The organism is Methanomassiliicoccus luminyensis B10 (assembly GCF_000308215.1).
In the GTDB taxonomy this organism is placed as follows: domain Archaea; phylum Thermoplasmatota; class Thermoplasmata; order Methanomassiliicoccales; family Methanomassiliicoccaceae; genus Methanomassiliicoccus; species Methanomassiliicoccus luminyensis.
Genome location: NZ_CAJE01000022.1, coordinates 23,448 through 34,288, shown reverse-complemented (window position 1 = coordinate 34,288; position 10,841 = coordinate 23,448). Strand labels below are relative to the sequence as shown.

The following is a 10,841-nucleotide window of genomic DNA, read 5'->3' as shown; positions in this document are numbered from 1 at the left end:
TTCTTCAGTCAGGAATCCCGCGAGAACCTTCCCCGAATGAAGCCAGGATCTTGATGGCCTTCAAAGTTATGAACCTGCTAGGCTCGCCCACCTTTTCCATATCGAAGTGAACGCTACCGGGATACTTGTATTCCAATGTCCAGCGTCCGTCCTTTTTTCGTTTTCCTTTCAGCCAAGTGATGGCTGTCTGCATATCGACATCATCAGCGGTTTTTACATCGGCAAAATAATCCAAAGCCCGGAACAGGCTGTAATGATATCTGTAGGGGTAGGACAATTTAAGAAAACGCTTGTCGCTGGCCAGCATAAAGAGATTGCTGCTAATCAAAAATAGTTCTGCAAATCTTATTGCACTATCCAAGGCGCCTTTTCCATTGGCAAATCCCGCCCTCTGGTATTCCCTCAAACCTTCCAGCACACAAATCGTGGTGTGGGGGTCACCAATTTCGGCCTTCAGGTTCCAGGTGAATCCACCATCGGGTTTCTGCTGCTGCAGGATGAAATCCACAAGCTTCTTCACTTCATCGCCGCGATCATGAAAATAGGAGGTATAGTTCAGTATCATGCCGTCTACGCAGACATCGCTGGGAAGGTCGCTCTTTGCCAGATTGATCGAGCCGTCTTCCTTCATGCGCTCGGCGAACATCCTTTTGGTCATTTGCCGGCATGCGGGGGTATCCCGGGGGACGTAGAGGTTTTTTAGGTCCAACAGAGTGTAGTGCGTCGACGTCCATTTGGGTTGATAGTAATGCCTCCCCCAATGGCCGTCCGCATTTTGACAGGCTAACAATCTTGCCGCAAACCCATAGTCGCCGATGGCCTCCTGGGAGCGAGCCAGGTCGTCAGGGCCCTTCTTGTGCAAGAACCGGAACATCATGTACTGTATCGACGGGTCGCCAGAGAGCAGCCAACTGCTGATTTCGTAACTATCGTCCTTCACGTCATCCTCCCGCGATCGGGAAATGGTTCGGTCCACTAGGGAACTGCGTATCGAACCTAAATCCTTCTTACGCGGTTGGAGACCTTGCCGACCCCTTCTATCCCCGCCTCCACCACGTCGCCGTCGTTCAGGGGCCCGACCCCTTCCGGCGTCCCGGTGGCGATGATGTCCCCCGGCTCCAGGGTCATGTACTTCGAAATATAGGCGATCAGCCGCTCCGGGCCGAAGATCATGTTCGAGGTGCTGCCGCTCTGCCGCACCTCACCGTTCACTCTGAGCTCGAGCCTCAGGGAGCGCAGGTCCCCCGCTTCCGAAACCGGCACGGGGCGGGACATGGGGGCAAAGGTATCCAGGCCCTTGCTCAGCGCCCACGGCAGCCCGGCCGTGCGCGCCGCCGACTGCACGTCCCTGGCGGTGACGTCGTTGAACACCGCGACCTCGGAAACGTAGGAGAGCGCCTCGCTCTCCGCCACCTTCCTCGCTTTTTTCCCGATTATCAGCGCGAGCTCGACCTCGTGGTCCACTCTTCCCAGGCCTGCGGGCGCCTCGATGACGTCCCCGTCGGCGATGAGCGCGGTGGATGGCTTCAAAAATATGACCGGCTCCGCCGGCGCTTCCAGCTCCATCTCCCTGGCGTGGGCGCGATAGTTCTGCCCGATGCACACTATCTTGCCGCAGGACATGGCGCTCCGGCTCAGAGGTAATCGCTCACGGTCTGCAGCTTGAACAGCACCTGCTTCCCCTTGAGGGTCTGCTGGACCTTGTCCGCCAGGTAGATGGCGTCCTCCACCGTCGCCTTGTTCCCCCACCGATATATGAAATCGTAGCTGCCCGTGGTAGGCTCGAACCCCAGGCCGTGAAGGGTCTCCATGACCTCGGACGGGCGGGCCCCCTCGGTGCTGAAAGTGACCGTGAGATAGGTGATCATCGCATCGGGATAGGGGTGGCGAAATTAATAGATTTGCCGCAAATGGCCAGCGTGCTTCGGCGAACGCCGAAGTTGCCTGATCGGGGACCGAGGCTGCGGTATCACTCGGCCAACTTGTCCGCCTCGGTCGGCCCCGTCTTGGCCTCCCGGAAGCCCTTGGCGATGATGTAGATCTCCGAGCTGCTGGAGCGGGACGCCTTGGGGGAATGGAGCCGCACGCTGGAGAAGCTCTTGCGCACCTCGGCGAGGAACTCGTTCATCATGTCCCCCTCGAAGATCTTCATGACCAGGCTGCCCCCCGGCTTCAGCACCTGCCGGGCGAAGTCGAGGGCATGGGCGCACAGATCGACCGAGCGGGCGTGGTCCATGGAGTAGCTGCCGCTGATGTTGGGGGCCATGTCCGAGATCACGGTGTCGGCCTTCCCCTCCAGAAGGGACTTCAGCTCCTCCACCGTCTCCTTCTCGGTGATGTCACCCTTGATGGTCCTGATGCCGGGGAGCGGCTCAATGGCCTGCAGGTCCACTCCGACCACCTTGCCCTGCTCGCCCACCTTCTCTTTCGCGACCTGCAGCCACCCGCCCGGGGCGGCGCCTAGGTCCGCCACCGCGCCCCCCGGCTTGAACACCCCGAACCTCTCGTCGATCTGGTGCAGCTTGAACGAGGCGCGGGAGCGGTAGTTCAGCTTCTTCGCCTTGAGATAGTAGAACTCGTGCTTCCTCTCGTTAAGCCAGCGCTTGCTCATCTCCCTGGCTATTTGGGCGGTCGAACTTAAAGATTATGTCCTGCCGAGCGCGGCGGGCCGAACGGTGCGCGGAGGAAGATGAGGCGCCGCAGATCCCGCAGCCATAGGATTATTACCTCTGCGCTGGGGTTGCTTAACGATGCTGCGCATGAAACGGGCCTACGAGGAGCCTGCCAAGGAGGACGGGGTCAGGGTGCTGGTGGAAAGGCTGTGGCCCCGGGGCTTGACCAAAGAAAAGGCCGGCATCGACATCTGGTGCCGGGAGGTGGCCCCCTCCGCCGGGCTGCGCAAGTGGTACGCCCACGACCCGGAGAAGTGGGAGGAGTTCAGGCAGCGCTACCTAGAGGAGCTGAAGGGCAGTCCTCATCTGGACGCCCTCCGCCGGCTGTCGGCCGGGAAGGACGTGACGCTGATCTTCTCCACCCACGATGCCGAGCACAGCGGTGCGGCGGTGCTGATGGATCTGCTGACCGCGCGGCCGGAGCTTTTCTCGACATAGGGAGCTTCGGGCCAGGACCGTCTGGTGCGGCGCGGCTTTGCGAAACCGCTGGCTGACGGCGGATCGAGAGGAAGTCCTTCAAGTCAGCCGCTCACGAACGAGTTCGTGAGCATGCAGCTGAGCTCGGCCTCAATTGTCCAACGGCCTTAGGCCCCATCGCCCGCTGCATCCGGCTCGCTGACTCGGAGCCTGCCAGTCATTGATGTACCACGAATGGCGATGTTCGGGAGCCAATTCGGAACTTCAGCCGTTTTACCCTCATCGAGAGCGCCTGTCCTCTTCGAGGCATCCGAAGGTCCCGTAGATAATGGAGCGCCGTTCCGTTGCACAGCCTCTCCGCGTAAAACCCACCTTTTCAAAGGCGGGATGAACGGCGATGTTTTTTATAAGGCAACCCTTACAGTAGCGGTCAGAATGGTCGACAAGCAGAAGGAGCACATGACGTACGCCCGGGCAGGGGTGGACATCGACGGCAAGTCCAGAGCGATCGAGGCCCTGGTCAAGCAGCTGAAGTACCGCCGCTCCGGCAAGGTGAGGATGATCGACCTGCCGGGCCAGTTCACCGGGCTCATCGACTTCGGGGACATCGTCCTGACGCTGTGCACCGACGGCGTGGGGACCAAGCTCCTCCTCGCCAAGGAAATGGACAAGTGGGACACCGTCGGCATCGACTGCGTGGCCATGAACGTCAACGACACCATCTGCGTCGGCGCCGAGCCCATCTCCTTCGTCGACTACATGGCCATCGACGCGCCGAACCCCCCTCTGATGGAGCAGATAGGCATCGGCCTCAACAAGGGCTGCGAGCTCGCCAACTGCGACCTGGTGGGCGGGGAGGTGGCGGTGCTCCCGGAGATCATGAAGGAGCTGGACCTCTCCGGTGCCTGCCTAGGCATGGTCCCCCGGGACCGCATCATCGACGGTTCGAAGGTCGCGCCGGGCGACGCGGTCATCGGTCTTGCAAGCTCGGGCCTGCACTCCAACGGCTACACCCTCGCCAGGAAGATCCTGCACCAGAACGAGGTCGACCCGTTCGAGAAGTTCCCCAAACTGGGGAACAGCATCGGACTGGAGCTGCTCACCCCCACCGAGATCTACGTCCGCCAGGTCCTCAAGGTCCTGGAGAAGCACCGGGTGAAGGGCATGGTTGACGTGACCGGCGGCGGCCTGAGGAACTTCCTGCGGCTCCGCAAGGGGATCGAGGTGCGCTTTGACGACCCCCTGCCGGTGCCGCCGATCTTCTCGCTGCTGGGCGACCTGGGCTCGGTGGAGGACAAGGAGATGTACCAGACCTTCAACATGGGCATGGGCTTCGGGATTATCTGTGCCGAGGACGAGGCCAAGGGCATCGTCTCCACCTACGGCGAGGGTGCCAAAATCGTCGGCCGCATCGTCGAGGGCGAGGGCGTCACGCTCCCCTCCCTGGGCCTGAGGTACGAGACGTATTGAGATCATCGCCCGCCGTATCGGCCGTCGGGCCGTCCGGCCTCATGAAATAGATGATATGGTCCCTCCTCTCCGCCCCGAGACGGCCTTCCTTCCACAGGACCTCCAGGGCCTGGAGGAGATCATCATCCTCGAGGCGGGTCCGTTGAGATAGCTCCTCGAAGGACAGGTCGCGGGACCCCAGCTCCACAAGCACGCGGTCCTTGCGGTCCGCCATCATCGCTTCTGGCACTTCCGGACGGGAGCGGCCCAGCTTGGCGGCCATCAGCATCAGCAGGGACCATGACGCCGCCGCGACGAGAACTATGGCCGGCCAATTGATCGTAGATTCCGTCCGGAACGAGCTGGTGAGGCCGGCCATCCTGACCTGGTGATCGCCGTCACGAAGCCCGTCCGCCGTGAGGACGACCTCGCGGCTCTCTCCCGGAAGCAGCGTGACCGTCGCCGACCCCATGACCTCGCCGTCCACGAACAGCGAGATGGTGATGTTCCCGACGACGTCGCCGTGATTGGTTAGTGTGGCGCCTACCGACACGGTCTTGCCGGTCGAGGTCGCCAGGACCACCGGCCACCATAGCTCCGAGGTCCCCGGCCGTACCGTCAGGTCCCTGGCCTCGATGAAGGCGTGGTCCGAGGCGTTCTCGCTGGCCAGGATGGTATAGGTGCCGGTGCGGCCGATGATCCCCCAGGCCTCCCAGGAACTGGATGTCATGGTGGAGGACCCGCTAACCATCGCCCACTGGCCGTCCGCGGCCAGCATGAACATGGACGTCATCCTGGTGCCCTCCGGCACGGTGGAAGGGTCCAAACCCAAGGTCAGGCCTACCTGGCCTATGAAGAGGACGTTTACCGTCCCGGTGCCTTCCAGATAACCGCTGAGGACGTAGGCCGGCCCCACCTTCGTCCATCCGTCCGGGACCGCTCCCCCGGCCCCGGCATCGGTCGTCATGATGATGGCTGAGGGGAGCTGCCCTCCCTCGGTGACGACCCTGGTCCCCTTGGGGATAGTGAGGCGGAACGCCCCCGACGGGTCAGTGACCTGGACCGTCTCCACCACGTGCCCGGTGGAGTTCATCCCCACCACCGCCCCCAGGCCGAGGATCTCCATCCATATCCACTGGTAGTCCTCACCGGCCGGCGGCGGCTCGTAGAGCAGGTAGTTTATATCAAAGCTCAGGCCGTCCCCCTGGGCCTCGTTCTGGGGAGCGCCGGTCTCCAAGAACTCCCAGGTCCAGTGGATCGTGACGGAGCTTCCCGCGGGGAGCGACCTTATAATGATCTTGCTGCTGCTCGACGGGTACTCCGGCAGCTCGTATATCGTGCACGGGAACCGCGCCTCCGTGCACAGGCCCTCGGCGTCGATGCTGAACCTCATGTATTGGCCCAGGAACGCTCCGTCCCCGGCGGCGTCGGTCTCCTTGATGTTGCTGATCCACAGCAGAACGGTCCCGTCCTTGCTCCCGGTGTTCTGCAGCACCGTCACCTCGGTGCCGTGATCGCCCGGCTTGATCGCTTCCATGGACCAGGGCACGCTCCCTTGGCCGCCCAGGGAGAGGCGCACCGACGGGACATCGGCAACCTTCGCCGGGGTCGACGGCAGGGCGGAAAGGAACAGCATCATCGATAGGAGCAGCGCGGCCCCCGCAAGATGCCGCATCGCCTTATTATGTCCCATTCCCACGGTCCCAGCCCACGTATTGGAGCTTGACCTCATGGAGGATCGGCGTTTGATTTGTCTCATCGGTGGTCAGGATGGCCCTCCACTGCACGTACCGGCCGGAGATGGAGCTCAAGGAGGAGCTCGGATCGCTCACCGGGGTCCATTCAGCATCGGGCTGGCCTGATACCAAGGTGTTGGAAGCCCTTATCTCGAACCGGACGGCGGTGCCGGGCGGCAATGTCGCGGTCCATGACAGCGTGCCGTATCCCGCCCCGTCGGTCCCGGTGTCGAATGTTGATGAGGTCAGGACGCCGGGGGTGTGGTATTGTCCCCCCGAGGTCACGCTGACCAGGCTTGCGCCGGGACCTACCGTGCCGGGAAGTTTCTTGGCGATACCGCCCCAAGCCCACCAACCACTGCCAAGGTCACATTTCCAGAATGGGCCCCACCAGGACCCCGGGGTCTCCGTCGACTGAAGCGCGTAGATGTAGCTACCGTCGAAGGCGAGGTCGATGCCGTCCTGTATGTTCGTACCCCAATCCAATGTCGATTCCCTGTTCCAGGTTTTCAGCTGAGGATCATAGATGTAGCAACAGCCCTGGTTCCCGTTCAGCCAGAACGTGTACAGCTTCCCGTTCGGCCCCAGCACCATGTCTGAGCCGGAGACAAGCCACTGCTCCTGGAAGTTCAGGCTTGACCAGGTTCCGCCGTGGTATGCCCATATGCCCAAGGTACCGCCGCCGCGCATGACGTACAGGGTGCCCTGATATGATACCATGGCACCGCCGGCACCTACCCCGGCGGGCGTATTGATGGCCGTCGACCACTCGCCATCAGCTATGTCGTACGTCCACAGGCCGGTGCCTCCCCCGCCCTGGAGGACGTATAGTACGCCGTCATCGTATACCAGATCGCCGCCGCTGCCCACTATCCCGGGCGCATTCCCCAGGACGGCCCAGGAGTTCTGTACCATATCATATCTCCACAGTGCGCTGGACCCTCCCTGCAGGGCATAGATGTACCTGCCATGGTCATAGGCCAGGGCGGCGCCGTCCGTAACTGCCCCGGGAGCGGCGGTCATGGCGGTCCAGGTGTCAGAAGCCACGTTGTAGCGGTGGAAGGCCGCAGAGCCCCCGCCCTGGAAGGCGAAGATGTACTGGCCCGCGGTCCCTGCGGTCAGCATCGCGGAGCCGGGGCTGGTGGTGATGTCGATATTGGACCAGGACCCCGAGCTGAAGTCAGCATAGGTGGTCTGGACCCAGCTCCTGGGGGACTGCATGTAGTACAGTATGACCTCCTGGAGCACCGGGGTCCGAGTCGGATCGGCGGTGGTAAGGGTGGCCTTCCACTGCGCATAGCGGCCGAAGAGGTCGCTGATCGGGGATGACGAGCCGTTCACGGGAATCCATGCAGCATTCTCCAGTTCGCTTTCTGTATCCGCCGCCCTGACCTCGAAACGTATCTCCGTCCCGGAGGGAAGGATCGCGCTCCAGGACAGCGCAGTGTACTTGACGAAGGTGCTGCCGGCATCGAATACCGAGGATATCAAGACCCCCGGAGTGGCATGGTCGCCGCCCGCCGTCGCGCTGACCAGGCACGCGCCGGAGCCCACCGCGCCGGGCAGTTTCTTGGCAAGGTCCCCCCATGACCACCAGCCGCTGTTGGGGACGTATCTCCAGAAAGGGCCCCAGTATCCGCCCGCATCCAGCGACTGAAGCGCGTAGATGTAGCTACCGTCGAAGGCGAGGTCGATGCCGTCCTGTATGTTCGTGCCGAGGTCCAGCGACGATTCGCGGGTCCAGGTCTTCGATTGAATGTCATAGATGTAGCCGCATCCCTGGTTCCCGTTCAACCAGAGGATGACCAGTTTTCCGTCCGCCCTCAGGAACATGTCCATCCCGGTGGTGAGCCACTGCTCCGGGAAATTAAGGCTGGACCAGGTCCCGTCGTGGAAGGTCCAGATCGTCAGGGTGCCGCTGCCGCGCATGACGTATAGGGTGCCCTGATATGATGCCAGAGCACCATTGCTGCTCACTCCGGAAGGAGTGCTGCTTAATGTTGTCCAGCTCTCGGCGGCAATGTCGTAAGTCCACAGGCCGGTGTTGCCGCCGCCCTGGAGGACGTATAGTACGCCGTCATCGTATACCAGATCGCCGCCGCTTCCTACCGGTCCGGGTGCAGAGGCCAGGGACTCCCACGAGTTGCTCTGGACATCGTATCTCCATAGGTCGCTGTGACCTCCGCCGCGGATGGCGTAGATGTATCGGTCCTGATCATAGGCCAGGGCGGCGCCGTCAGTCACCCCCTCAGGGGCGCTGGCCATGGTGGCCCAGGCATTGGATTGGACATCGTAACGATAGAAGCCTGCTGAGCCTCCGCCTCCGAAGGCAAACAGGCATTGAGCGGCATCTCCTCTACTTAGAGATACATCGCCCGGGCTGGTCGTTGTGTCCACGTTGGAGCCTGTCGTCCCCAAAGTGAAGTCGTCCCCGGTGCTCTGAACCCACCCATGGAAACTCCATGCGGTGAACCTATTGCCCATCGAGGATTCGGTGTCATAGAATATCGCAAAGGTCCCGCTGTCGCTCACCGCCATCACGGTCAATAATGTAGCGACTGCAAGGACGACGTTTCGCTGGCTCATGCATCGTCCTTCTTTGTGGTTTCGACAGCGCTACTATCGCTGTCCTTCCCGCCCTTGGCGCCTTTGTCATTGCCCATAACCAGGACCAGCGCGAAGAGCATTATTATGACGGCCCACCCGAAGGGGGTCTTGAGGAAATCGACCGCATATCCCATCAGCGGGATGTTCGCGACCACCTTGCCGACCACGTGCTGTTCTTTGAGAACATAGGGATCGTTGTCCTCGTTGGCATCGCCCTTTGTCTGAAGGGTGCTGTTGCTCTCATCCACGCCCACGACCCGGTGGCAGATCAACACTCCGTTGTCGGGAGAGCGGAACGATATGACGTCGCCTGTACGGATATCGGAGAACTCCTCTGGAGCCGTTATTACCAGATCGCCGACCCCGATATTCGGCTCCATGCTTCCAGATTGCACCACGTCGAGGCGGTATCCGAATATGGGAGCGAGAAGGCCTGTCAGCGCTATCGCTAACAGTACGACCACGACCACGGTGCCGAGCTGGCTTAGCCTCTTGTTCATCATTCGATCCTCCTAAAAATGGAAAGGGAAAGGGTTTTCCTGCACGATTGCCCCGTCATATAAGCTCTTACCACGAATTGATCTCAGGTGGGAGAGAGTTATGAGTTGATTGGGTCAGCGTGAATTCGATATCAAAAGATAGCGAGTCCCCTTGGATCTCGTTCCCTACAGAGGTAGCTATCGACCACGAAATCTCTATTGTGAGGGATTCACCGGCAGGCAGGGCAAAGTGGTACTCATCATCCTCTATCTCAGCCATTATAGTGGTAAAAAAGTCATCTCCCAACTCTACGGTCTTGCTTCCGCCATCACCATATTTCACAGTAATTACGGTACCCAGATTACCGCCTAGGGTTTGCGGCTTTGAAGGATCCGGTAGATCTGTTCCATCTACTTCAGTGGGAAGACCGTCTGTCTCGCCAAAGTCGCTGAATTTAAAGGTAACATAGCCATCGACGGTCCCCGCGTTCTTTACGGTAATGCTTCCAGTATCACTATCACCGGGCTGCATGTTGTCAAAAGTGCCGAGAGCCGGAGTTACGGTCTTGGTCACACCGTCGTTAAGCTGCAGAAATAATTTTCCAGCAGTAAATTCGTTATTTTCGGATTTGTCACTATCGGTGAAATAGGCGTAGATCATGCCGCCCGAGAGGGCCGCGACTATGCCTATCGCCAATATGCCTATGGCAATTTTTCTCGTTTCCATTAAATGATTCCTCCTGCGGATCGTTTGTGAATCGGACTATCGAATCCCGATAGTTGACTCAGTCTTGGGGGTGATAACAGATGTTCAATATAATAGTTCCTATTTCAGAAAAGGATTAATTATTAAATCATCTGGATACCAATCAGGGCGGCCGAGCCATACATATTTTACAATATTCAGGATTATGATAATACGTTTTGATAATATCCCTTCAGTTTATAAGCTATGACTCCCGCCACCGCTCCCATGGCGGTGCAGGTCTCCAAAGAGAACCCTCCCGGCGTGATATCCATGTGGTGGCGGGTCATCTCGAACACCTCTTTCGGGGCCCCTTTGGGGCCGAGGCCGAACAAGATCATCACGCTCTGCCCCTTCGCCAGCATGGCCACGACCTCGTCCACGTCCCGTTTCTTGCCGGGGTCCGGCTTCCGGGTAGTGAGCACCACTTCCCCCAGCTGCGGGGGGAAGCCCCTGTGGGGGTAATCGAAGGTCTGGAAACGGCCCTTGGCGGTAAGCTCTTTGAGAAACCCGCCGTGCTCGCCGATGGACGTGGTGGTGGCGACCCAATCGGCGATCTCCTGCGGCGTGCCTAGCTCCCGTGGAAAAGGGAACCCGAACGTCGCCAGGTTCAGGTCGAACGCCAGGGCCAGCGGTCCGGCGCGGGCGAGGGCGCGGCGGTGCGCCTCCCGGAAGTTCTTGGGGTCGTAGGAATTGTACAGAGCGATGGTGGGCCGGCCCAGGCGGGGCATGGGCA

The 10,841-nt window shown here is 60.4% G+C and carries 11 protein-coding genes; 2 read left to right on the top strand and 9 right to left on the bottom strand.

The features are described 5' to 3' along the window. Nucleotides 1-4 precede the first annotated feature (4 nt). The 4 genes from WYS_RS15335 to WYS_RS12205 all read right to left on the bottom strand — a co-directional run bounded on the left by WYS_RS15335 (nucleotide 5) and on the right by WYS_RS12205 (nucleotide 2,611). Nucleotides 5-940, bottom strand: a complete 936-nt coding sequence (locus WYS_RS15335; RefSeq protein ID WP_019178458.1) for a prenyltransferase/squalene oxidase repeat-containing protein — start codon at nucleotides 938-940, stop codon at nucleotides 5-7. Nucleotides 941-996: 56 nt separating this feature from the next. Next, nucleotides 997-1,623: a fumarylacetoacetate hydrolase family protein gene (locus tag WYS_RS12215; protein WP_019178457.1), complete on the bottom strand. Its 627-nt coding sequence runs from the start codon at nucleotides 1,621-1,623 to the stop codon at nucleotides 997-999. Nucleotides 1,624-1,634: 11 nt separating this feature from the next. Then, nucleotides 1,635-1,868: a hypothetical protein gene (locus WYS_RS12210; RefSeq protein WP_019178456.1), complete on the bottom strand. Its 234-nt coding sequence runs from the start codon at nucleotides 1,866-1,868 to the stop codon at nucleotides 1,635-1,637. 101 nt (nucleotides 1,869-1,969) lie between these two features. After that, nucleotides 1,970-2,611: an RlmE family RNA methyltransferase gene (locus tag WYS_RS12205; RefSeq protein WP_019178455.1), complete on the bottom strand. Its 642-nt coding sequence runs from the start codon at nucleotides 2,609-2,611 to the stop codon at nucleotides 1,970-1,972. A gap of 139 nt (nucleotides 2,612-2,750) precedes the next feature. On the opposite strand from WYS_RS12205, the gene WYS_RS12200 reads away from it, so the two are divergent. Next, nucleotides 2,751-3,110 carry a DUF488 domain-containing protein gene (locus WYS_RS12200; RefSeq protein WP_019178454.1) on the top strand — a complete coding sequence of 120 codons (360 nt, stop codon included), beginning with the start codon at nucleotides 2,751-2,753 and terminating at the stop codon, nucleotides 3,108-3,110. A 414-nt stretch (nucleotides 3,111-3,524) separates the two neighbouring features. Continuing rightward, entirely contained in the window at nucleotides 3,525-4,559 is a 1,035-nt protein-coding gene (gene purM, locus WYS_RS12195; protein WP_019178453.1) for a phosphoribosylformylglycinamidine cyclo-ligase, read from the top strand. Here purM and WYS_RS12190 read toward each other — a convergent pair. The 5 genes from WYS_RS12190 to WYS_RS12170 all read right to left on the bottom strand — a co-directional run bounded on the left by WYS_RS12190 (nucleotide 4,519) and on the right by WYS_RS12170 (nucleotide 10,836). Further along, complete coding sequence (locus WYS_RS12190; protein ID WP_147654259.1) at nucleotides 4,519-6,231, bottom strand: hypothetical protein; 1,713 nt, start codon at nucleotides 6,229-6,231, stop codon at nucleotides 4,519-4,521. The two genes, purM and WYS_RS12190, sit on opposite strands and share 41 nt — an antisense overlap. After that, on the bottom strand, nucleotides 6,221-8,860 hold the full coding sequence (locus tag WYS_RS12185) for a kelch repeat-containing protein (RefSeq protein WP_081579984.1): 2,640 nt from the start codon (nucleotides 8,858-8,860) through the stop codon (nucleotides 6,221-6,223). Before WYS_RS12185 ends, WYS_RS12190 begins: the two co-directional genes overlap by 11 nt. Continuing rightward, on the bottom strand, nucleotides 8,857-9,381 hold the full coding sequence (locus WYS_RS15330; RefSeq protein ID WP_187120174.1) for a signal peptidase I: 525 nt from the start codon (nucleotides 9,379-9,381) through the stop codon (nucleotides 8,857-8,859). The genes WYS_RS12185 and WYS_RS15330 overlap by 4 nt, the downstream gene beginning before the upstream one ends. Before the next feature lie 67 nt (nucleotides 9,382-9,448). Beyond that, nucleotides 9,449-10,087, bottom strand: a complete 639-nt coding sequence (locus WYS_RS12175) for a TasA family protein (RefSeq protein WP_019178449.1) — start codon at nucleotides 10,085-10,087, stop codon at nucleotides 9,449-9,451. A 182-nt stretch (nucleotides 10,088-10,269) separates the two neighbouring features. Then, nucleotides 10,270-10,836: a DUF531 domain-containing protein gene (locus WYS_RS12170; protein WP_147654258.1), complete on the bottom strand. Its 567-nt coding sequence runs from the start codon at nucleotides 10,834-10,836 to the stop codon at nucleotides 10,270-10,272. Between the last annotated feature and the right edge of the window lie 5 nt (nucleotides 10,837-10,841).

Excerpts from the sequence above, each read along its gene's own strand:
- WYS_RS12215 (WP_019178457.1), bottom strand. The coding sequence starts at position 1,623 with ATGTCCTGCGGCAAGATAGTGTGCATCGGGCAGAACTATCGCGCCCAC.
- WYS_RS12210 (WP_019178456.1), bottom strand. The coding sequence starts at position 1,868 with ATGATCACCTATCTCACGGTCACTTTCAGCACCGAGGGGGCCCGCCCG.
- WYS_RS12205 (WP_019178455.1), bottom strand. The coding sequence starts at position 2,611 with ATGAGCAAGCGCTGGCTTAACGAGAGGAAGCACGAGTTCTACTATCTC.
- WYS_RS12200 (WP_019178454.1), top strand. The coding sequence starts at position 2,751 with ATGCTGCGCATGAAACGGGCCTACGAGGAGCCTGCCAAGGAGGACGGG.
- purM (WP_019178453.1), top strand. The coding sequence starts at position 3,525 with ATGGTCGACAAGCAGAAGGAGCACATGACGTACGCCCGGGCAGGGGTG.
- WYS_RS12190 (WP_147654259.1), bottom strand. The coding sequence starts at position 6,231 with ATGGGACATAATAAGGCGATGCGGCATCTTGCGGGGGCCGCGCTGCTC.
- WYS_RS12185 (WP_081579984.1), bottom strand. The coding sequence starts at position 8,860 with ATGAGCCAGCGAAACGTCGTCCTTGCAGTCGCTACATTATTGACCGTG.
- WYS_RS15330 (WP_187120174.1), bottom strand. The coding sequence starts at position 9,381 with ATGAACAAGAGGCTAAGCCAGCTCGGCACCGTGGTCGTGGTCGTACTG.
- WYS_RS12175 (WP_019178449.1), bottom strand. The coding sequence starts at position 10,087 with ATGGAAACGAGAAAAATTGCCATAGGCATATTGGCGATAGGCATAGTC.
- WYS_RS12170 (WP_147654258.1), bottom strand. The coding sequence starts at position 10,836 with ATGCCCCGCCTGGGCCGGCCCACCATCGCTCTGTACAATTCCTACGAC.